Source organism: Blautia sp. HCP3S3_D9 (assembly GCF_052063845.1).
In the GTDB taxonomy this organism is placed as follows: Bacteria; Bacillota; Clostridia; order Lachnospirales; family Lachnospiraceae; genus Blautia_A.
This window is the reverse complement of record NZ_JBQHWS010000018.1, coordinates 1-25,914: the sequence shown is the minus strand read 5'-3', so window position 1 is coordinate 25,914 and position 25,914 is coordinate 1. Positions and strand designations below refer to the sequence as shown.

20 protein-coding genes are annotated in these 25,914 nt (G+C 44.5%); 18 read left to right on the top strand and 2 right to left on the bottom strand.

What is annotated here, in order from left to right:
• Window positions 1-9 precede the first annotated feature (9 nt).
• Both ACTNES_RS05945 and cls read left to right on the top strand, forming a co-directional pair.
• Window positions 10-2,604: a hypothetical protein gene (locus ACTNES_RS05945; protein ID WP_441038852.1), complete on the top strand. Its 2,595-nt coding sequence runs from the start codon at window positions 10-12 to the stop codon at window positions 2,602-2,604.
• A gap of 103 nt (window positions 2,605-2,707) precedes the next feature.
• Window positions 2,708-4,267, top strand: a complete 1,560-nt coding sequence (cls, locus tag ACTNES_RS05940; RefSeq protein WP_441038850.1) for a cardiolipin synthase — start codon at window positions 2,708-2,710, stop codon at window positions 4,265-4,267.
• A 109-nt stretch (window positions 4,268-4,376) separates the two neighbouring features.
• Here cls and ACTNES_RS05935 read toward each other — a convergent pair whose 3' ends face one another.
• Entirely contained in the window at window positions 4,377-4,769 is a 393-nt protein-coding gene (locus ACTNES_RS05935) for a C-GCAxxG-C-C family protein (protein ID WP_441038848.1), read from the bottom strand.
• A 440-nt stretch (window positions 4,770-5,209) separates the two neighbouring features.
• Here ACTNES_RS05935 and ACTNES_RS05930 point away from each other — a divergent pair, with 440 nt between their 5' ends.
• The 3 genes from ACTNES_RS05930 to ACTNES_RS05920 all read left to right on the top strand — a co-directional run bounded on the left by ACTNES_RS05930 (window position 5,210) and on the right by ACTNES_RS05920 (window position 6,723).
• Complete coding sequence (locus ACTNES_RS05930) at window positions 5,210-5,926, top strand: flavodoxin (RefSeq protein ID WP_288788338.1); 717 nt, start codon at window positions 5,210-5,212, stop codon at window positions 5,924-5,926.
• 199 nt (window positions 5,927-6,125) lie between these two features.
• The gene (locus ACTNES_RS05925) at window positions 6,126-6,506 is read left to right on the top strand and encodes a DUF6664 family protein (protein WP_441038846.1); all 381 of its coding nucleotides are present in this window, start codon (window positions 6,126-6,128) and stop codon (window positions 6,504-6,506) included.
• Window positions 6,490-6,723 (top strand): hypothetical protein, encoded by a 234-nt coding sequence (locus tag ACTNES_RS05920; RefSeq protein WP_288788334.1) that lies wholly within the window; start codon window positions 6,490-6,492, stop codon window positions 6,721-6,723. Before ACTNES_RS05925 ends, ACTNES_RS05920 begins: the two co-directional genes overlap by 17 nt.
• Window positions 6,724-6,775: 52 nt before the next feature.
• Here the strand turns inward: ACTNES_RS05920 and ACTNES_RS05915 are convergent, their stop codons facing one another.
• Window positions 6,776-7,027 (bottom strand): helix-turn-helix domain-containing protein, encoded by a 252-nt coding sequence (locus tag ACTNES_RS05915; protein ID WP_019162211.1) that lies wholly within the window; start codon window positions 7,025-7,027, stop codon window positions 6,776-6,778.
• Window positions 7,028-7,158: 131 nt separating this feature from the next.
• Between ACTNES_RS05915 and ACTNES_RS05910 the strand changes: the two genes are divergently transcribed.
• The 13 genes from ACTNES_RS05910 (at window position 7,159) to ACTNES_RS05850 (ending at window position 25,780) form a co-directional block, all read left to right on the top strand.
• Entirely contained in the window at window positions 7,159-7,509 is a 351-nt protein-coding gene (locus tag ACTNES_RS05910) for a hypothetical protein (RefSeq protein WP_288788331.1), read from the top strand.
• Window positions 7,510-7,830: 321 nt separating this feature from the next.
• Window positions 7,831-9,120: an IS110 family transposase gene (locus ACTNES_RS05905; protein WP_441038843.1), complete on the top strand. Its 1,290-nt coding sequence runs from the start codon at window positions 7,831-7,833 to the stop codon at window positions 9,118-9,120.
• A gap of 528 nt (window positions 9,121-9,648) precedes the next feature.
• Entirely contained in the window at window positions 9,649-11,127 is a 1,479-nt protein-coding gene (locus ACTNES_RS05900; protein ID WP_288788329.1) for an Lsa family ABC-F type ribosomal protection protein, read from the top strand.
• Window positions 11,128-11,373: 246 nt separating this feature from the next.
• Window positions 11,374-12,282 (top strand): ParM/StbA family protein, encoded by a 909-nt coding sequence (locus ACTNES_RS05895; protein ID WP_288788341.1) that lies wholly within the window; start codon window positions 11,374-11,376, stop codon window positions 12,280-12,282.
• A complete protein-coding gene (locus ACTNES_RS05890; protein WP_288788323.1) occupies window positions 12,270-12,563 on the top strand; it encodes a plasmid segregation centromere-binding protein ParR in 294 nt (97 codons plus the stop codon). The genes ACTNES_RS05895 and ACTNES_RS05890 overlap by 13 nt, the downstream gene beginning before the upstream one ends.
• 217 nt (window positions 12,564-12,780) lie before the next feature.
• Window positions 12,781-13,338: a hypothetical protein gene (locus ACTNES_RS05885; protein WP_288788321.1), complete on the top strand. Its 558-nt coding sequence runs from the start codon at window positions 12,781-12,783 to the stop codon at window positions 13,336-13,338.
• 74 nt (window positions 13,339-13,412) lie between these two features.
• Window positions 13,413-14,714, top strand: coding sequence for a DNA (cytosine-5-)-methyltransferase (gene dcm / locus ACTNES_RS05880; protein ID WP_288788339.1), 1,302 nt, complete (start codon window positions 13,413-13,415; stop codon window positions 14,712-14,714).
• A gap of 5 nt (window positions 14,715-14,719) precedes the next feature.
• Complete coding sequence (locus tag ACTNES_RS05875; protein WP_334304839.1) at window positions 14,720-15,670, top strand: amidoligase family protein; 951 nt, start codon at window positions 14,720-14,722, stop codon at window positions 15,668-15,670.
• A gap of 85 nt (window positions 15,671-15,755) precedes the next feature.
• On the top strand, window positions 15,756-22,103 hold the full coding sequence (locus ACTNES_RS05870; RefSeq protein WP_441038872.1) for a SpaA isopeptide-forming pilin-related protein: 6,348 nt from the start codon (window positions 15,756-15,758) through the stop codon (window positions 22,101-22,103).
• Window position 22,104: 1 nt separating this feature from the next.
• A complete protein-coding gene (locus tag ACTNES_RS05865; protein ID WP_441038871.1) occupies window positions 22,105-22,602 on the top strand; it encodes a gamma-glutamylcyclotransferase family protein in 498 nt (165 codons plus the stop codon).
• A complete protein-coding gene (locus ACTNES_RS05860; protein WP_441038840.1) occupies window positions 22,599-23,396 on the top strand; it encodes a class B sortase in 798 nt (265 codons plus the stop codon). The genes ACTNES_RS05865 and ACTNES_RS05860 overlap by 4 nt, the downstream gene beginning before the upstream one ends.
• Window positions 23,397-23,654: 258 nt before the next feature.
• Complete coding sequence (metK, locus tag ACTNES_RS05855) at window positions 23,655-24,815, top strand: methionine adenosyltransferase (protein ID WP_441038838.1); 1,161 nt, start codon at window positions 23,655-23,657, stop codon at window positions 24,813-24,815.
• A complete protein-coding gene (locus ACTNES_RS05850) occupies window positions 24,815-25,780 on the top strand; it encodes a DUF3991 domain-containing protein (protein ID WP_441038836.1) in 966 nt (321 codons plus the stop codon). Before metK ends, ACTNES_RS05850 begins: the two co-directional genes overlap by 1 nt.
• The last annotated feature ends 134 nt before the right edge of the window (window positions 25,781-25,914 follow it).

Genomic DNA, 25,914 nt, shown 5'->3' with positions numbered 1-25,914 from the left:
TGTATAAAGATGGCAATTAACAAAGTATCAATCGGAAGTCTGCTGGATGATCGATATGAAATTAAAAGAATATTGGAAGCAGGATCTGATACAGCACGTTATGAAGGATGGCATAAGCGTGTACAGAAAAAAATCCTGATCCAGGAGGTGGATCTTCAGAAAGAAGAAATAGAGGAGATCCTTTTCAGAGCCCGCCAGTTGGGAGACTTTTCAGATCTGCCAGGGCTTTGTCATGTATCAGATCAGTTTGAATATGGGGATAAAGCCTATATTATCTATGATTATCCGGAAGGTATCAGCCTGGAACAGTATGTCGGACAAAAAAAGAGGATATCTGAAGAAGAACTGACAGAGATGTTTCTGCCAGTTTTGAGAAATCTTCAGAAACTTCAAAATGCAGGAATACGAAATCTGACTGTTTCCACAAAAATGTTATACAGAAATGAGAATGGGGAATTATGTCTTGTACCAAAGATCGTGGATTATGAGGCGGATGATGTTGAGTATACTTATTCTGTGTGTGAAATTTTTTATGAGTGCCTTTCCGGGAAAAAACCTCAGGACATATTCGTACGTGTTCTCTTTGATGAGACAGAGCCACTGGAAACATGCGACCCGAAAGGAAGTGCAGAATTCCATAAAATTGTGGAAAAAGGAATGAATACAGATTCGGAATGTGGATTTCACACACCGGAAGAATTATATGAAGCTTTGGACAACTGGAAGAAGGACAATATAAAGCAGAAAGGAAATTCACTGTATCTTATTGGCGGGTGGCTTCTTATGGGAATTCTGGCAGTGGCAGTGCTGTTTGGAGTATACAAAAAATATGAGGAACAGATTCGATTTCTGGGAGTGGAGACAGAAACGATTATGCTGATTCCGCCTGATGAAATGAAGCAGATAGATTATAAAGATTCTGTGGAAATTATCAAAAACAGAGTAAAAAAATTGTCACAGGATCATAAGTACTGGGTTGAAGATGATGATGGTAAGATTAGAGTAGTAATTCCCTATGGACTTTATAAAGAAACAGGAAATAAACTGGAAACATATCTGACAAAACCTCTGAAACTGCGGATTGGCACGATTGCGAATGACAACGGAACCTGGGTGCGACAGGAAGGGGACATAGAGATTCCTCAAAAAGAAATCCAATCCATTAAAGAAATAGAACTTTCGGAGGAGGAAAAGGATGCGCAGGAAAATGGTTCTGCCAAAGAATTAAAAAAGGTTGAGGTAATTCTATCAGATGAGATGGCAGAAAAACTGAAAAATACGATGATTCCCCAATTAAATGTGTCAGGATACGAAAGAGTAGATATGGGGGGATTTCTGGAAGATGTAAATGATTTTTATACAGCAGAAGTAGATGGTGGTGATTGGCATAAAGTATATATTTTAGAATCTCCCTGGATGGAACTGGTTTTTCCTGTACTGATGGATGAGAATTTGAAAAATGAGTTCAAAATGAAAGAAGAGATTCCTACGGACTGGATAAACAGAAGTTCTGATCTTTTTACAAACTGGATGAGTGAAGACCAGGTAGAAGAACCTTCCGTAAAATTGAAGTACGGTGCTTATAAGAAAAAAATGGATGAGGGAGATTATTATCATAATCTGGGAGATCTGGCAGAACGCTTGGAGTGTCTGGAAATTCCGTATGCGATAGGAACAGAGAAAGATAATAAAAATATCTTTGCGATAAAAGTACGGCAGAAAGACATGTCAGAATTTGTAGCGGATATACTTGGAGAAGTGGGAGAAACATCCCAGATTAGATTGACTGACCGTTGGGGAAAGCAGTTATATTTTTCGAATTGTGAGATTAAAGCAGAGGATGATAAATGGACGTTATGTTTTGAAAGTACTAATAAAAATATGAAAGAATTTATGACGTCTGTTCTTGAAGATGATGGAAATGTTTACCTGAAAGCAGCGTATAGTTATGATATAGCAAAACTGAAACTGAAGGAAATGCCTGCAGGAACAGGAGGAGAAGAGGAATACGATAAGAAGTATTATGAGCTTACGTTTGACAATGCGTTGATGAGTAAGTCAGGGAAATTTTCTAAAGACATGAAAATACTGGCAGAACTTTTTAATATTCTTGGACAGGAAGGAAAAATGAATACGGACTACAATCTAAAATATAGTCAGTATAGCAGTAAAGAACAGGTGGTTTCTGAAAAAGAAGAAAGCAGGTCAGCATGGGAATTTTATCCGCATGATGCAACGATAGTAAAGGAGAGTATTGAGCAAATAGATCCGGATGCAAAAGTTCAGATTAACAAAGGTTTCAATAATAATTTATTTATTAAATTTTATATGGATGAGGAAAATTACGATATAGAAGAAGTTTCTGAACGAATCCTGAAGATCTGGCAGGAAGGAAAAATGAACAGGAGCAATTGTGATTTTTGTTTCTATATAAATGATGTAAGAAAAGGTCCCTACATAAGTTTTCATAGAATATATCCGGAAGAGGCATGGATGCTAAGCGTTACGGATTCTATTTTTGGTACTGACAAGGAAAAATTCGAAGCCCTAAACAAAAAAATCCAGGAACTCTTTGTACAGGAGCCATACATAACTTTGTCATAGTGTTTAAAATATATTATCTGTTTGATTAAAAATGGAGATATGATATACTTTTTCGTAAAGTTAAAATAATTACAGAAAATAAAAAACAACAGGAGGAAAGTGTATGAGCAACAGCACGTTGGAAAGCAAGAAAAAGACAGAAAACGGCGTGAAGCGCATGGCTTTTTCTGTACTGGCAATTCTTTTTCAGGTTGGATTTATGTTGGTAGTTTTCAAGCGGTTAAATGCATATGCGGGAGTGATCGATCTGTTTACCCGTATTTTTGCAATTGTTCTGGTATTGAAGATTTATGGCAGTCATCAGACTTCAACTATGAAAACACCGTGGATCATTTTGATACTGGCATTTCCAATTATGGGTGTGACATTATTTCTGCTGATAGGTCTTAATGGCGGAACCTGGAAAATGCGGTCAAGATATGAAAAGATTGATGCAAAATTATTGCCACTGCTTCCAAAAAATAGTGAAATTCAGAAGAAACTTCAGGATAAAATTCCCAAAGCGGGAGGTATTTCTTCTTATTTATCCAGTTATGCCGGATATCCGGTTTATCAGAATACAGATATGATCTATTATGACGAGGCCATCAAAGGACTGAATGCACAGCTTGAAGATATGAAGAACGCCGAGAAATTTATCTTCATGGAGTATCATGCGATTGAAGATGAAGAGGCATGGCACAGAATTCAGAAAATTTTGGAAGATCGTGTGAAGGCGGGCGTTGAGGTGCGGGTTTTCTATGATGATATGGGTTCTATTGGTTTTGTAAACATGGATTTTGCACGAAAGCTGGAAAGTGTTGGTATTAAATGCCGTGTATTCAATCCATTTTCGCCGGGCTTTAATATGTTTCTGAATAACAGAGATCACCGTAAGATTACGGTAATCGATGGAAAAGTGGGATACACAGGGGGCTATAATCTGGCAAATGAATATTTTAACATTACACACCCTTATGGAATGTGGAAAGATACAGGGGTGCGCATGGAAGGTGATGCAGTACGCTCTCTGACAGTGGCCTTTCTGGAAATGTGGAATGCTGTCAGCAATGCACATCCGGATGAAATTGACATGGAACAGTATCTTCAGCCGCATCCATATCAGGCAAAGCAGAACGGCTATATTCAGCCTTATGCAGACAGTCCTCTGGATGGGGAACAGGTTGGTGAAGAAGTGTATATCAGTATGATCAACAAAGCTGAGAAATATTGCTGGTTTATGACACCGTACCTGATTATTACGGATGAGATGGCTCATGCACTTTCACTGGCAGCGAAACGTGGCGTGGATGTAAGGATCATTACCCCTGGAATTCCAGACAAAAAACTAATCTACAGTGTAACAAGGTCCTTCTATAATGGATTGGTGATCAATGGAGTTCGTATCTTTGAGTGGACACCTGGATTCTGTCATGCAAAGATGTGTGTGGTGGATGACTGCATGGCTACCTGCGGAACCATTAATATGGATTATCGAAGTCTTTATCATCATTTTGAAAATGGATGTTTCATGGCGGGTTGTGATGTGGTACTGGACATCAGACATGACCTGGAACATACAATATCAGAGTGCAGAGAAGTAACTGATCAGTATAAAGAGGGACGCAGTGCAACACTCAGACTGGGACAGATGTTCCTGAGACTGTTTGCGGAACTGCTTTAATATTAAAAACGCTGTACTTGTAGATTTGGGGAATCTGCAGTACAGCGTTTTAGTATTATATTGGCCTATAATGAAATAATCTTTCCGATTATATCTGAGGCAGAGTATTTTATTTTTCCTCGTTTAATACATTCTCAAGAAATTTCACTGCATCTCTGACACAGTCATCACAGGAGCGTAACATTTTACCGGTTTCAACGCCCTTGAGATCTTTACAGATAACAGAACCATTCTGTTGCTTAAACTGATTCATGACAAAACGGACATCTCTGGAGGTTTCCATTCTGTTCTGATTGATTAAACCTGCAACAACTGCAGCACCTGAAATTGCGCCGCAGGTACCGTCCATAGTTCCAAGTCCTGCTCCGAAGCCCTGGGTGAGACTGAAGAGGGTATCTTCATCCATGTGAGCTTCTTCACAGAAAGAACAGGCAACTGCCTGTGCGCAGTTATAACCACAGTGTTTCTTTTCTACTGCTGTTTCACATTTTGAATTAGACATAGGTATGTACTCCTTTGTAATTTTGAAAATTTAACTGAATCACATAAATTCTCTGTTTCAATTGTAAAATTTTTCGGACATAGATATTAATGAATTAATCCGGATGAGTTAATCACGTCGTCCCAGCTTACTCTGCTGTTTATTCTCATACATATATTTATCTGCCTTATCAAACAATGTACGAAGTGTACATTCATTATAATCTGTAGATAATGCCCAGCCATGGGAATAGCTGATCTTAATGTGTGTAACATGGACAGGTGTGTGAATGACTGTCCATCAAGTGTTATGATAGCACTAAAATGGAGTATAGTTTATAGTAGTGTATAGCGTGTATCAAGTTATAATTATGAGGTTGAAAACTACGGTATACACAGATAATGCAGAAAAATGTGTATCACGTTTATATAGAGAATAACGTAGAAAAGGAGATGCTGAAAATGAGGAAACACATAAGTTGGATGTTACTTGCCGTTTGTATATTAGCAGGAGTTTTACTGACAGGATGCGGATCGAATAAATCAGATAATCAGAGCAGTGAAACCGCACAGAATACAGAGACTGAACAGGAGAGTTCAGCAACAGAAAATTCTGATGAAGCAGAAACAACAGCAGCAGTGACAGAAGCGGAAGCAACAGGAACACCTGCACAGGATGGCACAGAAAAAACAGGTAAAGTACTGGTTGTATATTACTCCGCAACAGGAAGTACAAAAGCAGTCGCAAATTATATTGCAGATACAACAGGTGGAGATTTATTTGAGCTGGAGCCTGTAGAGCCTTATACAGATGAGGATCTTGACTGGACAAATGACGACAGCCGAGTATCAAGAGAGCATGACGATGAGAGCCTGAGAGATGTAGATCTGGTTTCTACGACAGTTGATAATTTCGGTGAGTACACGGAGCTTGTCCTCTGTTACCCCATCTGGTGGTCAGTTTCAGCGTGGCCAGTAAACCAGTTTGTTAAAAGTAATGATTTTACAGGAAAAACGATAATTCCTGTATGTACATCAGCTTCCTCTGGAATTGGAGACAGCGGAAAACTTTTAGAGGAAATGGCAGGAACCGGAGACTGGCAGGAAGGAAAGAGATTTTCTTCTAATGCATCAGAAGAAGAGGTTCAGGACTGGGTAAAAAGTTTGAATCTGAACTAAATATAAAGAATGCTATGAGCAGCAGGAACAACGATAAAAAGTCGAGATTCCTGTTGCTTTTCTAATATTTGGTAACAATAGGCTGGTTGCACAGTATCTGCCCGGTCATTTCAGTAGATCTGCTGAATAGCTTTCTCCCGGAAGTGTGGTATAGTCTTGTGCTTGGAACAGAAAAACTACACAGAAGGGAGAAAACAATATGACAGTACAGCCAGATATCATCTGGAACGAACAATGTCTGGGGATACGGATAGGAGAACAGGTATGTATCTATCTGAAAAAGCATAATGCGGAATACCAGAGAATGCAAAAGAAAATACTGGAATTTATAGAAAAGTATCCAGTGATAGAAACATTTATGGAGACGAATCAGTCAATCAGCCTAACGGAAGAAGAGCATAAGGCAGTACATCGATATTTCCAACTGGAGAGCGAAAAGGAAATGATAGAAGAAGAGTACCATTTTTATATGGGACAGGCTCAAATGATTTCTTATGGAGCTATGCTGGGGAAAATAAAAAAAGCAATACTGGGAAAGCACACAGAAACTGCTAGAGTTGCTGATGGATACCTGGATTGATGAGATAGAAGAACAGCTGAAAGAAAATGTAGCGTACCAGGAAATGCTGGAAAAAATATCAAAATATGAAGAACAGGTTCAGACAATGGGATTATCAAAAGAAAAGCGAAAAACGATAGACGCATATGTTACTGAAGTCAGTGAAAGATGGATATTATATGCGGAATCTTTATATCAGGCCGGTATGCAGAAAATCTTAGAACTACTGAATCTGTAATAAGGACGAATAAAATGGGGAAGCACGAAAAGAACTTCCCCATTTGTCACTTCTATTCGTCTTTGCCATCAATGAGAAATATGTATGAAACCTGAAAGATTTCAGCAATGGCTTTTAATTCAAGATCAGTGACATAACGCTTGTTTGTTTCGATTCTGGTGATTACATTTTTATCCATATCGTAACCAGCTAACTGGAGTTTATAGGCAAGATCACGCTGAGACATATTGTGAGTCCTGCGAAGCTCAATCAACCGTTGGCTGATCAGATTCTTTTCACCAGACTGTGTCCTTGGCTTTGGCATTTTAAATCTCTTCCTCTCTGGTAAAAGGATGGCTTGTCTCACTTTTTGCACCATCTGTATTGATTTTAACGATTGGACAAGGTAGAATCGGTTGTAAAAGTGAGACAAAGCAGAAGAGAAGGGAGAAATATATGGAGCAGGCAAAGATAGAACAGCTTGCATTTTTATATCTATGCAGCGAGCATGATAAAAGGTTATTGCTGAAAAAAGAAAAAATGCCGTTAGCTGATTTTGACAGGTTGACCTATTTGATTTATCATTTGGGTTTTAAGGAATATCATATAAAAGTATGGATGGAATTTGCCGGAAACTTCAAAAAGGAATGGGCTTGCCTGGAAGCACTTCAGGAAACAGGTGGATGTGCTGGAAACATAGACAGTACAGAGTCAGAAGTCAGGCTCCATAAGATGTGGATTCAGGATTTTTGCGAAAATGCACCAATAGAAATCAGAGAATGGATACAGGAACTAGATTATCAATAAAAAATATGATACCATTGTCAATGAAAATGAATTTAGCAATTCGGAATTTGACAAGGAGGAACACTTGCTATGAGCAATGAAATTGAAATCGTACATGTTTTTCTCTATGTAAAGTTGGATGATGGACTTTGCATAGAGTAATTTAACCATCATAATTCCAACTTTGAGAAGACGAACATACGCAACAAAGGAGCTTCTTGTATAATTCAAATATAAGGAATTCCGAGAAAGAAGGTTGAGAAAAAAATACCTCAGTGTAAAATAAGATTACTGACTTTGGACGGTTAGTAAAAAATCTTATTGAACAGAGAGGTATCTGAAATGAATTATAACACACAGAACGCAAAAATTGCATCTATTACGGAAAAAACTTTAATCGTTGGTATTGATGTTGGAAGTGAAACTCATTATGCAAGGGCCTTTGACTGGCGGAATTATGAGTACTCAAAAAAGCCGATTGCTTTCAACAACGATGAAGCCGGGTTTGCTGCATTTAAGGCATGGATGGAAGACATGGCAGACAAACATGGTAAAGAGGTGGTGATTCCGGGTATGGAACCTACCGGTCATTACTGGCTGAACCTTGGAGCGTACCTGCAGGAACAGGGAATGAAGCCGGTGCATGTGAATCCGCATCATGTAAAGAAGTCCAAAGAACTGGATGATAACAACCCGAATAAGAATGACCGTAAAGATCCAAAAACAATTGCGGGACTGGTAAATGAAGGAAGATTTTCGTATCCATATATCCCAACAGGGATATACGCAGAGATCAGAAATCTGTCAAATCTTCGTATTCAGACGCAGGAAGAACTTACAAGGATCAAAAACCGGATTGCCCGATGGTTCAGTATTTATTTTCCGGAAATAAAAGACGTTTATAAAAACCCGGATGCTGTAAGCGGGATGATGGTGATCAAAAAGGCACCGTTGCCATGTGACATAAAAGAACTTGGCGTAGATGGTGTAAATCAGGTATGGAGGAATGCAAAGCTGAAAGGCGCTGGCTTAAAGAGGGCAAGGACCCTGGTATCAGCTGCGGAGCACAGCATCGGAAGTACAGAAGCACCTGGAAGTGCCAGAATAGAGATCCGTAACCTGCTGAACGATTATGAAGTATATAAAAACAGAATGGATGATCTGATGCGGGAGATAGAAGCGAAACTTTCTGAGATTCCATACATTGATAAACTGATGGAGATCAACGGGATCGGTTTAAAAACCGTAAGCTGTTTTATTGCAGAGGTGGGTGACATTCGTCGTTTTGATAACCCAAAGCAGCTGCAGAAACTGGCAGGTTATGCCATTGTTGCAGACAGTTCCGGCAAACACAACGGAGAAAGCCGCATCAGCCACAGGGGAAGAAAACGCCTGAGATATGCATTGTATGAAGCTGCGATATCTGTGATAGGAAAGAATAAAGAGTTTAGAGAAATCCATGACTATTACAGGACGAGGAAGCAAAATCCTTTGAAGAAGATGCAGTCAGTCATAGCGATTGCGTGCAAGCTGATCAGGATCTTCTACACGATACTGACAAAAGGTGTAGATTATGATGGTCAGAAGATGCTGAGTGATATCGTAAGGCCGGAAACAATAATGGCAGCATAAAAATATCAGGAAGCAGTATATCGTGGTTGGTTTGAGCATTTGAGTAAAGAATGCTTGAATGCTGAGACCAGCCACGGTAGCTGGAAGTATAAAAATCGGAATGCAATAGGAAAACGTCCACTGAAAGTGCTGTTGCAGGAAGGAAGAAAGTCAGTAATAAAACAAACAAAGAATGAGCCAGTAGTCGGCAGGAATATATTCCAGAGGGCATGACCCTGTAAAGGAGCTGAGCTGACACCCTGGTTATGGACAGGCGGGACGAGAGAAGTTAGGACTCGGCTCCAGAGGGCTGATGATCCTGGTAGACACGGGAGGTTCGCTGCCGTAGATGGATGGGTATACACAAGGCCATGTAGAACGAAAAGAAAGACGTTTTACTTCGTGTACCCAAAATCCGCTATTTTCGTACCAGATACAGAGAAATGTCCATTCCTATGGCTCCTTCTTCTGAGATATTTATTGATGATATATCAAAAAAATCCTTGATTTTCAAGGAAAAAGGACTTGACTTAATAGGGAGGAATTTTTATGTCAGAAATAAAGGTAATCAATTTAACTTTCGGTTACGAAGGTCATTATGATAATGTATTTGAAAATGTGAATTTTCAGATTGACACAAACTGGAAACTTGGGTTTATAGGAAGAAATGGAAGGGGGAAAACAACATTTCTTAACCTTTTATTGGGAAAATATCATTATACTGGAATCATCAGTTCAAATGTCACATTTGAATATTTCCCATATCATGTGAAAGATATGTCTCAATATACCATTGATGTAATGCATGAGATTTGCCCTGAATCAGAGGATTGGGAATTGTTAAAAGAAGTTTCAAAATTGGATGTGAATGCAGAAGTGTTATACAGACCATTTGAAACTCTTTCAAATGGAGAACGAACAAAAGTATTGCTTGCTGCACTATTTACTGGTTCTGAACGTTTTCTGCTGATTGATGAGCCAACGAACCATTTGGATACAGAAGCGAGAAAAAAGGTAGGAGAATATCTGCAAAGGAAAAAAGGATTTATTCTTGTTTCTCATGATCGAGAATTACTTGATAAGTGTATCGACCATACACTGTCAATCAATCGGAATAATATTGAAGTACAACAGGGGAATTTTAGTACTTGGTGGGACAACAAACGGATGCAGGATGAATTTGAACTTGCCGAAAATGAGAAGTTGCGAAAAGATATTATCCGGCTGTCTGATGCTGCAAGAAGGTCTGCGGACTGGTCTGACAAAGTGGAAAAAACAAAAAATGGAACACGAAACTCAGGTTCTAAATTGGATAAAGGATTTGTTGGACATAAAGCAGCAAAAATGATGAAGCGGGCAAAGAGCCAGGAAAATCGAATGCAATCAGCGATAGAGATGAAATCAGGGCTGCTGAAAAATATTGAACAAACCAGTTCGTTGAAAATATCACCGCTTTCTTATGGCAGAGGAACGCTGATTACAGCAAGTCATCTTGCTTTATATCATGGTGATGTGGGAATATGCAGTGATATTCATTTTCAGCTTCATCCGGGTGAACGTATTGCTGTAACCGGAAAAAACGGTTGTGGAAAATCTACTCTACTAAAGCTGATTTGTGGAGAAAATATCCAATATTCAGGAAATCTGGATATTGATTCAAACCTGAAAATTTCGTATGTTTCTCAGGATACATCGGATTTGAAAGGAAGCCTTACGGCTTATGCGGAGCAATATACGGTAGATGAAAGTCTGCTGAAAGCAATACTTCGCAAAATGGGATTTGAACGAAGCCAGTTTGAAAAAAATATTGAAAATTTTAGTGAAGGTCAGAAGAAAAAAGTTCTGATAGCCAGAAGTCTTTGTGAACAGGCACATTTATATATTTGGGATGAACCCTTAAACTATATTGATGTTATTACAAGGATGCAAATTGAAGAATTGATTTTAGAGTATAAGCCGACTATGTTATTTGTGGAGCATGACAGCGTATTTCAGCAGAAGATTGCAACAAGTATAGTGTGTCTATAATTTAAAACGAATACATTTGAAAGCAGATTACTGTAGACAATCAACACTACAACTTCCAGTTTGCAGCGTTGATTAACAAATAAAAATGATTGAATACAGCTATGCGTATTTATTTACAAAATGTACATAGCTGTATTTTTTATTACGGGCAGGACTCTTCGGGGTTCTGCCCTTTTTCTCTTTTTCCAGACAAAAAGACCACCTGCTGGAAAAGAACAAGAAAAACCAGAAAGGATGTGGTGACTTATCATTATAGGAATCGATCATGGATATTATGCTATCAAAACTCCCCATGTGTGTTTCCCGACAGGACTGACCGGGTATGATTACGAGCCGTATACCATGCAGAATGTCCTGCAGTACAATGGGAAATTTTATGTGTGCGGAACTGGGCGGCAGACACTGGTGAGAAGTAAGACTTCCAATGACAATTATTACCTTTTGACAATGGCTGCCATTGCCCAGGAGATCCGTTACCGCCGGGGAGAACGGAAAGCAGATGTGGTTCTGGCAGCCGGCCTTCCTTTGGCAAGTTTTGGCAGGGAGAAAAAAGGCTTCCGGGAGTATCTGTTTCGGAAAGAGCAGCCTGTGCGTTTCCGGTACGAGGATGAAAGCTATGAGATACGGATTCAGGATGTAAAACTGTTCCCACAGGGATACTCTGCCTTGGCTCTCCACCCGGAATGTGTTCGGGATGAGCCTTCTGTTCTTCTCGTAGACATTGGTGGCTGGACCGTAGATCTGATGCGGCTGGACAACAGTGTTCCAAACGCCGCAACCTGCCGCAGCCTGGAGCTTGGTGTGATCCGGTGTGTGAATGAGATCACCGAGCAGGTACGCAGAAATACCGGACTGTCTATAACGGACATTCAGATCGAACGTGTTCTGAACGGCCAGAGCTGCAGCATGGACCCGGCGGCAAAAGAAATCATTGCCCAGCAGGGAAGGCTTTATACGGAGAAAATACTGTCTGCAATCATGGAAGCCGGGTTCGATCTGAAGGCGATTCCGTCCGTGATCATGGGCGGCGGAGCCAGCATCCTGAAACGGCACGTGACACCACAGGACGGGCTGTGTCGGCAGATTTACCTGACAGACGTACACGCCAACGCTTCCGGCTATGAGCGGATTGTGGGGCAGATGTGCGCGAAGTAAAGAGACCCGTTTTCTCGTTCCGCCTGAACCTGGAGAATCCAGACCATAAAAGGGCATGGGAGATCCTGAAAAGTGTTCCGGATGGACAGAAGAGCAGCTATCTGGTTCAGGTAATTTTAAAAGATCAGGAAAACAACCGGCTGGAGAAAAGCATCCGGCAGGCCATCCGGGAAGAACTGGCAGGTGCTTCCATTTCAGGCTCCGGGGAAAGTGTTTCAAAGAAGGAAGAAATTCCGTCCCAGATGCTGGATTTTCTCTCCGGACTTGAGGAGGCATTCTGAAAAAGTCAAGTCTTTCCCGGTGATAAAATAGCCAAAATTCAGACAGTTAAATTAGTATAAATCACGGATCTTTGAAAGGGGTGATGCCTATTGAATGTTATTAGATCTGCATCCTTTGGGGGCTTTTGGAATCCTCATATTCGTTGGGTATTGTGAATAGCTTTCTGCCACGTTTTAGGGTATGTTGTGTATAGAAAAAAGAAAGGAGAACAAACGCATGGAGATAAAAAACATATGCGGAAAGATCCCGGTAGAGCTGCATGAAAAGCTAAAACTGGAGGTCGAAGAGTTAGGAATCAGCATACCAAAATACCTTGAAATGGTAATCGAAGAACACATGACAAGAAAAGGAGAAAAGACGGACATGGCAAATTTAAGAACAGTAGCAGTACAGGTAGACGAGGAGTTATTTTCCAGACTGAAAGCAGTCCTCGCCAAGAACGGCATGAAACAGAAAGACTTCCTGATCGGACTAATCGAAGAGGCACTTGAAAAAGAGGAAGCCAAATGGAAAGCGGAATCAGCAGGAGCTACGGAACCGGAAGAAGCTGAGCCTGCAGAATCCGAACCGGAAGAAGAGCCGGAGTTGAAAGAAGCCGAAGCAGAGGAAGAACCGACAGAATCGGAAGCCGAAGAGACGGAACCGGAAGAAGAGCCGACAGAGACGGAAACTGAGGAGCCAGAGGAAACAGAGTCAGCAGAAGTAGACGAAGAGGAACTGGAAACCGAAGAGACGGAACCAGAAGCAACAGAGCCAGAGGATGCAGAAGAATAGACATCAATAACAGAAACCAAGAGACTAAGACGGTGCAGAGAAATCTGCACTGTTTTTTTCGCAGCGAAGGGAGGCTGATAGCCGGAACAATTCGATTTTTTGACCTTTTCAGTGGAATCGGAGGATTCCGAGAAGGGCTGCAAAGGGCAGGAGGCTTCACCTGTGTCGGACACTGTGAAGCGGATGCGTATGCAGACCACAACTACCGGGTGCTGTTTGATACGGAAGGAGAGTGGTTCTGCAATGACGCAAGAAATATTGAAACAGAACGAATGCCGGACTTTGATCTTTTATGCGCGGGATTTCCTTGCCAGGCATTCTCCATCGCTGGACGAAGGGAAGGATTTGCCGATGCAAGAGGAACCCTTTTCTTCGAAGTTGCCAGGCTGGTTGCAGACAAACGACCTGCGTATTTTCTCCTTGAAAACGTACCCGGTCTGCTTTCGCATGACAAAGGCCGGACGTTTCACACCATCCTCAGTACGCTATCTGAACTGGGGTATCATGTCGAATGGAAGGTGCTTAACAGCAAGGATTTCGGAGTCCCCCAGTCAAGGAAACGGGTGTATATTGTCGGATATCTTGATGGAAGATGTGCCGGAAAAATATTACCTTTCCCAAAAGCAAATGGAACAGCTCTTATACAAGTCCATGCTGGCAAACAGGGAGAAAGAGTCTACGCAGAAGAAGGACTGAGCTGCACGCTGACCAGCGGGGCTGGCGGTATGGGCGGCAAGACCGGATTATACGAAGTCGGTATCCCGATCAAGGAAAATACCCGAAAAGGGTACAAGATGGCTTATGAGGGTGACAGCATTGATCTAGGATATCCGGGCATCAACAGCCGCAGGGGAAGAGTTGGGCATGAGATTGCCCATACTCTGACGACCGGAAACCAGCAGGGGACACTGCATTTTGTAGATATCTCCCCTCCGCCGCTGGTGACAGAGGTTGCAAGATGTCTGAATACCAGACAGGATTCCAGCATCCATAACCACAGGGGTGAAAGCTCCGGGGTGCTGGTGGAAGAACCGCCAAGGGCAGTGCTGACACCAGCCAAGGAAAAAGTCCGCCAGAATGGAAGAAGGATGAAAGAACCGGACGAGCCAATGTTCACCATTACGGCAACCGACCGTCATGGCGTGATCTACCACGGCAGAATCCGCAGGCTGGCACCAAGGGAGTGTCTGCGACTGCAGGGATACCGGGACGACCAGATCTCCAAGATGGAAAAAGAGACATCCGACAACCAGCTTTATAAGCAGGCTGGGAACGGTGTCACCGTCAATGTTATTGAAGCAATAGGCAGAAACCTGAAAGCCGTGGATGAAGAGATTCGAAGCAGCTCACCTGTTCCAGAAGTGAAGGGTGGGTGACACAGATCGACTTAAAAGACCAGTATTTCGGTACAGAGATTGAGATGACAGGAATCAGCCGTTACAATGCGGCTGTCGCTGTTGGAAGAATGTTCGGAACAGAGCCATATTCCATCCATTCTTACAATTCATGGTGTGTGAAAGACCCGGATGGAAAGGTCTGGAAGTTTTCCTATGATTCCAGTATCTGTTGTCAGTACAAATCTCACGGGAGGTGTCTGAATGCTGACAGCGAATATGCCACGGAGATGGTGTCCCCAAAACTGGAATATTCGGAAATGGGAAAACTCCAGGAAGTGGTGCGGTGTGTCAAAAACGCAGGCGCTTTTGTAAATTCATCCTGTGGCATGCATGTCCATGTGGACGCAGCCAACCATACACCAAGGAGTCTGAAGAATGCACTGACAATTATGTACTGCAAAGAGGATATCTTATTCAAAGCCTTGAAAGTGCAGACCAGAAGAGAAGATGAGTATTGCCAGAAAGTCCGTCCTATGGTACTGGAGAAAATCCGCCGGATGCCGAACAGCACCATCACCATGGAAAAATTCAAAAGGGCATGGTATGAAGGAAATGACGGAAGCTCCGAGCATTATAACTGGACAAGGTATTATGCATTAAACCTGCACGCCGTTTTTTCTAAGGGAACACTGGAATGGCGTTGTTTTGAAAGCACGCTCCATGCAGGGAAAGTCCGGTCAAACATTACACTGGCACTTGCCATATCCGCACAGGCAATCAACCAGTCCTGTACCCATGCCAAAAAGACAGAGATCGGGGATAACCCTGCATTTACCTTCCGCACCTTTTTGCTCCGCCTCGGACTAATCGGGGACGAATACAAAAATGTGCGGAAGCATCTGCTTGCCAATCTGGACGGAGATAAGGCATGGCGGTATGACAAAAGTACCTATGCCTGTCAGCAGAATCCAAGACGGACAGACGATGCGAGATAACAGAATAATAGGAACAGACAGGCCGGGTGGAAACATCCGGCTGTTCTTATGCAAAATAAAGAAAAAGAAGAAAGAGGTAGAAAACATGAAGAGTAAATATCGATTCAGGCGAATCCTTTCCGGGGTGATGGCGGCAGTAACCATCTTATCCACGGTCATTTCACCGCTGACCGTTTATGCTTCGGAAGAGCCAAAAGCGGCAGAACCGCCAGCGTATGAATCTGTAAAGAATCTGCTGGATGAAAATGAAGTGGTAAAAGCCACCGATTTGGAGCTGGAAGTCGGACAGGCATTTGATGTTTCCAGTGACCGCACGAAGCTGGAAATCAAGGATGAAAGCAAAGTCAAGGTAACATTCCAGAAAGCAGAGAATGACGCCGGGGAGAGCTTCAGCACCGGCCATGCGGACACTTACCATGCCGTTTATTATGTGGAGCCAGTTAACCAGAACCATCCGGTTTATCAGATCGGAAGAAACCTGATCGTAAAAGAGCCTGTGACAGCGTCTTCTCAGAGTGAACCGCAGATAGAACAGGCAGTCACCGAAGAGGATACCAGTTCTGATGATGAGGAAGCTGCCTCGCAGGAAGAAACTGAGACAGAGCCTGTAGAGACAGAAATTGTTGAACCGGAGACAGCTGAATCTGAAACAGAGGAAGTGGAGACAAAAGAACCGGAAGAAACAGAATCCGAATTTCAGGATGGACTTTCCGAATCTGAGTTTGATGCCGCATTAGAGGAATCCGAAACGGAAAATACAACCGATGAAGAATCCGGGCTGACACTCGGCGATGTTCTGGAGCAGGCAGGGGAACAGAATATTGACCTGATGGCAATGGAAGATGGGGAAACCGTTTCATTCACCGCAGTCAATACCAGTACAAGAGCAACCCAGGACGTAGATGTGACAAGAGGAACTGCTTATTATTATGCAGACTACGGTCTTGGTTCCTATGTAACCTATAAATATACCGTTAAATTTGGAAATGTGTCTGCAACGGCCTACTGTGTGCAGCCATCCAAAGCAGGGCCAGGAGATGGTGTCTATAAGATTACAAAACTGTCTGACAGTAAAGCACTGGCCAAGGTTTGCTATTATGGAACCAAAGCATCTGGTGAAAATGGATTCTTTTCTGAGAAACATCCTGACTTTTCGGCAGGAAAACAGTTTATTATTACCCATCTGGCTGCGTCCTATGCCAATAACAGCGGTGACGCTTTTTCTGGTACAAATGCTACCGGGCAGGCCCTTGCAAAAGAACTCTATGATTACTGTATGAGCCAGCCGGAGATCCCGGAAGTGGACATGAGCTTTTCCAATGCAGATGTGACCGCCTATATCAGCGGTAACAGCCAGAGAACAGAAGAGATCACTTTCAAGGCATCCGAACTGCAGACCATCACCATGAAGCTGCCGTCCGGTGTCAGACTGCATAACGTGACAACCGGAAAAACCAGCAGTGCAGGTGCATCTGTAGAAATCTGCGGCGGTACCAAATTTTATTTATCCGCACCGCTGACACAGGCGGTGGATGTCAAAGGGGAATGGTCTTCCACTATGAAAGGAAGCATCATCAAAGACTACTCCGCTTATAAGATCACCACTGGAAGCGAGACACAGGACCTTGCCCTGGTATTTGGTGAGGGCGTGACCGATGAGAAATATGTAGATTTTAAAGTATCATGGGTAAAACAGGCAACACTGGAGATCGTAAAGAAAGACCGCAAGAGCAACAAAGCCATCGCAGGTGCAGTCTATGGCGTTTACAGTGACAAGGACGGAAAGAACCTGATCACAAAGATGCCGGCCACAGATGCCAACGGAGCTTCCAGCGTTACGATCACCAAAACACAGGATACCGTATACCTGAAAGAGATCTCTGTACCAAACGGATACCTGCTGGACACCAAAGCCTACGACATAAAACTGGTGATCGGGGATACCGTAAAACAGACCGTTACCGATGCAGAGCAGATGGCAAGTCTGACTGTTTACAAGTTAGGAGAAGTGCTGACTGGGGCAAACGTAACAGACAATGGCGTTTCCTTTGTTTATACCGAGCAGAAGCAGAAGGGTGCTGTTTATAACGTTTATGCTGCGGCTGACATTGTATCCGCAGACGGAACGGTAATCTATAAAAAAGATGCACTGGTCAAAGCCGGACTTACCACCGGGGACGATGGAAGTGCCACACTGGATAATCTATATCTGGGAAAATATGTAGTAAAAGAAATGAAAGCACCACAAAATCTGGTATGCACAGGCGAAAGCCAGGAGATCACACTTTCCTATGCCGGAAGCAATGTAGAGAAGGTAATGGGAAGCGTAACATTCAAAAATGCCCGCCAGAAAGCAAGCGTGAGTATATATAAACAGGATAAAGAAACTAAGAAATATCTTCCGGGAGGTACCTATGGTCTGTATGCCGGAAATGACATCAAAGCAGCGGACGGAAGCGTTGTGGTTAAGAAAGATACCCTCATTGAAAAGGCAGTGACCGGAACAGACGGAAAAGCTATGTACCAGGCAGACCTGCCAATCGCCAATAGCTACTACATGAAAGAGGTAGCTGCACCAGCTGGATATGTAAGAAACAGCGAAGATATTTATTCCTTTACGTTCCAATATACCACAGACAAAGAAGCAACCGTTTCCTTCAGCCATACATTCCAGAATGAACGTGTCAATGCGAAGATCAAACTAGTAAAAGAGGATTCTGAAACCGGAAAGACTGCACAGGGAGATGCAACCTTTGAGGGTGCCGTTTATGGCCTGTATGCCCGTGAGGATATCGTCCATCCGGATGGACAGACGGGTGTCCTTTATCCGGCAGGAACCCAGGTGGCAGCCCTGACTACGGATGCAGATGGAAATGCAGAAGTCGCAGACCTCTATCTCGGAAAGTATTATGTTAAAGAATTGACGCCGCCTGTCGGATATCTGGCAGACCCGGACGAACATGATCTGGAGTGCAATGACGAGGGAGATCTGGTTCAGACGGTAGAACGTACCGTAACTTCTCTGGAAGATGTGATCAAACAGCCGTTCCAGGTCATCAAAGCAGCCAACAACGGAAAGACAGATGCCTATCTGTTAAAAGGCGTGGGATTTAGTGCTTATCTGGAGAGCAGTCTGAAGAACAACAAGGACGGCTCCTATGATTTTGCCTCTGCATCTCCAGTCGTGCTGACCGCAGACGGACAGACCGAAATGTTCACAGATGAGCGTGGATATGCATGCTCCATTCCGCTCCCATACGGTACCTACATTGTAAGAGAGACCACCACACCGCACAACTTCACGCCAGTTGATGATTTTAAAGTTGTAATCTCAGAGAACCATCCGGATCAGCCGCAGGTATGGCGTGTGCTTCTGGATAAAGAGTTTGAAGCAAAATTAAAGATCATCAAAAAAGACGATGAGACAAAGAAATCTGTCCTGGTTCCGAATACCGAGTTCAAGGTATACGATTTGGACAATAAAAAGTATGTGGAACAGGTAACCACTTACCCATCCACTACGGTACATAAATCTTATTTTACCGATGAAAATGGATACCTGATCCTGCCGCAGAATCTTGCTTGTGGAAATTACCGCATCGAAGAGGTGACTGCACCGGATGGATACACTCACAGCACAAAAACGGTAGAAATCAAGGTAGACAGCGATACCGCATACCAGGAAGATCCGGTCAGCGGTGACCTGATCATCGAGGTAGATTTCGAAAACCACCCGGCAAAAGGCAGACTGACCATCCGCAAGGAAGGTGAAGTAGTCAAAGGTTTTGACAAGGATTTCACCTACGAGGAAGCCAGCCTTGCAGGAGCCGTATTTGAGGTTTACGCCGCAGAAGATATCTATACCGCAGACCATCAGAAAGATGAGAATGGAAACCGTTATCTGGAATATGCCAAAGACACACTGGTGGCAACAGTGACAACCGATGAAACCGGAAGTGCCGTAATCGAGAATCTTCCGTTCGGAACATACCGTGTAGAAGAGAAAAAAGCACCGGAAGGGTACACTTGGAATGCAAAAGGGGAAGAGGTAACCTTTACTTATGCCGGACAGGATACCCCGATTGTGGACGAAGAAGTGACATTTACTAATGAACGCCAGAAAGTAAGTATCACGGTAGAAAAGCAGGATGCAGAAACCGGAAGCGTGGTAAAAGGAGCCGTATTTGGACTTTACAATAAGAAGGAAATCAAATCAGGCAACAAAGTCGTTGTGAAAGCAGATACCTTATTACAGGAGATCACAAGTGATGAAAAAGGGCAGGCACACTTTACCCTGGACCTGCCGCTTGGAACTTATTATGTAAAAGAGATTTCTGCACCGGACGGTTTTGTATCCTCTGACGGGGTACTGGAATTCGATGCCACCTATCAGGGACAGGACATTCCGACCATCAAGCTGAAATCTGTAAAGAAGAACCAGCCTACTACGATTGAGGTAACCAAATCCGATCTGACTACAGGTGTGGAGCTGAACGGGGCATCCCTTTCTGTTTTGGATAAAGATGGAAATGTGATCGACAGCTGGACTTCCGTAAAGGATGAGCCGCATGTGATCAAATACCTGACTGTTGGAAAAACCTATATCCTCCGTGAATCCCTTGCACCGCTTGGCTATTTAAAGACCACGGATGTGGAATTCACCGTTCAGGATACCGCAGAAGTACAGAAAGTGGAAATGAAGGACGATGTGCCGAAAGCACTGCTGATCGTAAACAAGAAAGGTGAATTTCTTGACAAGATCACTCTGTTGGACAACGTCAAAGGTGTTGTGGAACATTTCTTTGAGTACATCACCGGAAGCCTGACAGACGTTACCTTTGAAATCCGTGCTGCCGAGGATATCAAAGCAGCCGATGGCGTAAGCCCGGATTACTATTCCAAGGACGAGCTGGTAGCAACCGTGACAACGGATGCAGACGGCATTGCAAAAGTATCTGACCTTCCGGTTGGAAAATACTATGTCAAAGAGGTGGGTACAGCATATGGTTATGTGCTGGATGAAGAACCACGATATGTAGATCTTTCCTACCGTGACCAGGATACCCCAGTTGTTGTATACGATGAGGACTGGCAGAACAACCGCCAGAAAGTGAAAGTGAACGTCCTGAAGAAAGAAAAGAATACCGACCGTGTATTAAAAGGCGGCATCTTTGGACTTTATACCAGAAACGACATCCTGTCCGCATCTGGAAATGTGCTGATGGAAGCTGACACCCTGATCGGGTTAAAAACAACAGATGCAGATGGAAAGATTTCCTTTATTGCGGACCTGCCGATCGACGGAACCTATTATGTGAAGGAGCTGTATGCACCGGATGGATTTGTCACCACCGGAGAAGAGCAGGAATTTGTTTTTGAGTACCAGGGGGATAAAGAAGCAGAAGCATCCTATGAGTTTGTATTTGAAGATGAGCCGACCACCGTGGAGCTTTCCAAAACTGATCTGACTACAGGAGAGGAACTGCCGGGAGCCAGATTACAGCTGACGGATGAAACCGGAGCTGTGGTTGAGGAATGGACTTCCACCGAGGAGCCGCACATCATCAAGGAACTGGTTGTAGGAAAATCTTATACCCTGACAGAGACTAAGCCGGCCGATGGATATGTTACTGCGGAAAGCATCACATTCACCGTGGAAAATACCGCAGAGATCCAGAAACAGGCGATGGAAGATGACGTGACCAAAGTGGAAATCAGCAAAACGGATATTACCGGAGATCAGGAGATTGAAGGAGCCAAACTGACTATCACGGATGAGAATGGAAAGGTTGTAGAGAGCTGGACTTCCGGAAAAGAGCCGCACTATATCGAAAAACTTCCGATTGGTAAATACACCCTGAAAGAAGAGCAGGCTCCAAACGGTTATATTGCAGCGGAAGAGATCACCTTCGAGGTGTCAGACACCGCAGAGATCCAGAAGGTGGCCATGAAAGACGATACCGCAAAGGGACGTCTGATTGTTGAGAAAACGGACAAGGATACTGGAGCCGCACTGAAAGGAGCGGAATTTGAACTGAGGGATGCTGATGGCAAAGTGGTAGAAACACTGACCACCGATGAAAACGGCCATGCAGCCAGCGGACTGCTTGCAATCGGAACTTATAAGGACGGCAAATTTGACAAGGCAGCCACTTATTATCTGGTTGAAACCAAAGCACCGGAAGGATACCAGCTGGACGAAACAAAGCATGAAGTGACATTTACCTATGTAGATGACAAAACGCCAGTGATCGAAGTCATCCAGAAAGTGACCAATGAGAAGCTGCCGGAGGATACCCCGTCTGTAAGCAACCCGAAAACAGGCGATGATACCAACCTTTGGATTCCGGCCTTGTGCCTGATTCTTTCCGCAGGCGGTCTGATCGGCATGAGCCTGGCATCCAAGAGAAAGAAGAAAAAAGGGGGCAGATAAGCTGGAACAATTATATTTTGCCTATGGAAGCAACATGGATCTGGACCAGATGGCATATCGGTGCCCAAAGGCGGAGGTGGTAGAAACCGTCCGCCTGGAGGGGTATCGGCTGACCTTTGCAGCCGCAGGGAGCGGACTTGCCACCATCTTCCCGGAAGAGGGAAGCCATGTGGACGGCGTCCTCTGGTCACTGACCGGGGACTGCGAAAAGAGTCTGGATCTTTATGAGGGCTACCCAGATTTTTACGACAAGCAGGAGATCACCGTCAAGGATAAAGCTGGGAAAGAGATCAAAGCGATTGTCTATATCATGACGAAAGACTATATGCAGAACTTTAATCCGCCAGGACGGTCTTATCTGACTGGGATCTTAAAGGGATGCAGGCAGAACCACATCCCAACGGGACCGATCCTGAAAGCAGCCAGGAAACCGCCTGTGCCGGGACAGACGCAGAAAAGCCAGCCAAAGCAACAGAGGAAAACCGGACAGGAACGATGAAAATCGTGAAAAAATTTTTTCAAACGGTATGCTTTGTAGCACTTTTCTTAAGTGCCGGGTTCCTGATTTACCACATGGTATATCTCCCAATGGAGAATAAAAAGCTGGTGGCAGAGCTGAAAGGGAATTTCCCGGAGCCGGAAGCTCCGGGAGCCTCAGGCTCTGAAAAGAAAGACCACCCGGCTGGAAGAAAATGCCCGGTGGCTGCGGTAGAACTTGTTTCTCTCCGAAAACAGTACCCGGATGTACAGGGATGGCTGACTATACCGGACACCGGGATTGACTATCCGGTGCTTCAGTCCGAACAGGAGAATGGCGAATTTTATCTGAAGCGGAATTACAAAAAAGAATATGACATCAACGGAAGTCTGTTTTTACAGGCAGACTGCAAAGTGTCTGAAAGCAGGAATCTCATCATTTATGGCCACAACATGAACAGCGGGGCGATGTTCGGAAACCTGGACTTATATGCAGGGGAAGATTATTATAACGCTCATCGTTTTGCTTATCTTCAGACAGAGGACGGCATTCAGGAATACAGGATCGTCACGGTTCTGAAAGCAGACCGGGATCTGTTCCCATTCCAGCAGAAACTTCTGGATGCGGCGGCAGTGCAGGAGTACTTAAAAGCAGCCAAGCAGAGAGAAGTGTTCGAAACCGGGGATGATTACCTGAAGTGTATATACGATAAGGTTTTGACGCTCGTCACGTGTTCGTATGAATGGAACGGTGCCAGGAACATCGTCCTGGCGGTGCCGGTTTCCGGGGCAGTGTGGAGCCAAAAGTGTTCGTAAGTACCCCAAAAGTGCAGAAAATGAGACAAATCATGACCGCACGGGCTGGGAAATGTTCAAAACAGGGGGAGTATGTAAGGGAGTGTATTGGTAGTATTCAGGTAGAAAAAAGTGTCTGAAAGTACCAGAAAAGTGCAGAATGTGAGACAGCTCATAACCCAGATCCGGCAGGAAGTGTTCCAAAAGGAGTGCTTTCTGCTGGATCTATTTACTTATGTGATAACGAGCTTTGACTCGTTGGAAAGGATGGTAACAATTATGAAACGTTTTTATACAGCAGAATCCGTAACGGAAGGACATCCGGATAAGCTCTGCGACCTGATTGCAGACAGCATTCTGGATGCGTGTCTGAAAGAGGACGAAAATTCCAGGGTGGCCTGCGAGGTGCTGGCGACCCAAGGGAACATCATCGTGGCAGGAGAGATTACCAGCCGATATGAGCCACAGGTGTTTGAAATCGTCAGAAAGGTGCTGGAGAGTGCAGGCTATGACGCAAGCGGAATCCATATGGATGCCCTCATCCACAAACAGAGTCCGGATATCGCCGGGGCAGTGGAACGCTCCAAAGAACGCAGGACAGGGACTGTTTCTGTTCAGAGCGGACTTGCTAATGGTGCCGGGGATCAGGGAATCATGGTGGGATACGCCTGCGATGAGACGCCGCAGCTTATGCCGATGCCAGTGGTTCTGGCGAACCGCATCGTAAGGGAACTGTCTGCAAGCCGCAGAAGCGGATATATCACGGGAATCCTGCCGGACGGAAAGGCACAGGTGACCGTGGAATATGAGGATGACAGACCTGTCCGTCTGGATACGGTCGTTGTGTCCTGCCAGCATGAAAAGGAAAAATCCCTTCGGAAGCTGGAGCATGAGATCCGGGAGAAAGTGTTACGCCCGGCACTCCGTATGCTGCCGCCGGATGAGGATACCAAGATCTTGATTAACCCATCGGGCAGATTTGTGTGTGGAGGTCTGGATGCAGACACCGGCCTGACCGGAAGGAAGCTGATGGTGGATACCTACGGCGGCCTGGTACCGCATGGCGGCGGTGCATTTTCCGGGAAGGACTGTTCCAAAGTTGACCGATCCGGGGCATACATGGCTCGTTACATTGCCAAAAACATGGTGGCTGCCGGACTTGCCAGCCGATGCCAGGTGTCCCTTGCCTATGCCATCGGGGTTGCCCAGCCAGTCATGGTGCAGGTGGATACCTTTGGAACGGGAAAAATCTGTGCGGATGACTGCCTCGCCGCCGCGATCCCTCTGGTGTTCGGACTTACCCCAAGCCAGATTAGTGACACTCTGCACCTGAAGCGGCCGATCTACCGACAGAGTGCGGTGTTCGGGCATTTTGGAAGAAAGGAATTCCCGTGGGAGAAAACGGATAAGGCAGAGCAGCTCCGGGATACCGTGATGTAATGCCGTGGATTCCGGAAGAAGAAATTAAACGTGCAAGGGAGATCACCGCCATTGAATACCTGAAGAAATACCAGCCAAACCGTCTGAAAAAATCTTCAGCCAGAAATGAATGGGAGCTGACAGACCACGACAGCTTTAAGATCAACGAGCAGACCAGCCAGTGGCACTGGAAATCCAGAGATATCGGGGGCACCAGTGCCTTAAATTTCCTGATTCATGTAGACGGGTGTTCTTTTCTGGAGGCAGTGCAAATGCTGAAAGATGAGTATCCCACCTATATCCCTCCTCCCGTGGAAGCAAAGCCCAAGAAGCCATTTGTCCTGCCTCCGGCCAGCCCGGACTGCCGCAGGGTGTTCCGCTATCTGAAAGAGCGGGGCATCAGCGGCGAGGTCTTACAGCGGTGTGTTCATTTGGGAATCTTATATGAGAGCCTGCCGTACCACAATGCCGTGTTCGTAGGCCGGGATGAAAACCAGGTGGCAAGATATGCTTTCCTGCGTGGGATTTACGATGCCAGCGGAAAGTCCTTTAAGATGGAACAGGCCGGAAGCGAAAAGGCATACGCTTTTTGTGTTCCGGCGAAGCACGGATGCAGACGGGTTGCCGTTTATGAAGCCTGTGTGGATGTGCTGGCCCACATGACACTGGAACAGGGAAGAATGGATAAGTACCGTTTGGAGCTTGGCGGGATCAGCGCACCAAAAGAAGGAAAGAGCCAGCGGAGCATAAAAAAGCCGCAGGCACTGGAACATTTCCTTACCCAGCACCCGGAGATCACCGAGATCGAAGTGTGTACCGACAATGACTTTGCCGGACGGTGGGCGTGTGAACATATCCGAAAAGCCTATGAGGGAAGCTATCAGATCATCAAGAATCTGCCGGAGATTGAAGGGGCAGACTGGGCAGACATGGCAAAGATGGCTGCCAGGACACCGGAGAAACGGCAGAACAGGGAAGTGAGGTGATGCCTGTGAAAGACAAAATAGAAGTGGAAATGCTGTCCCCTGTCATGGCAAGTTTTATCCCGGATCATTCGGACCTTGTGGACTGGGAAGATGCAGATCCATTGGAAGGAAACGAGCTGGTGCCATATCAGGAA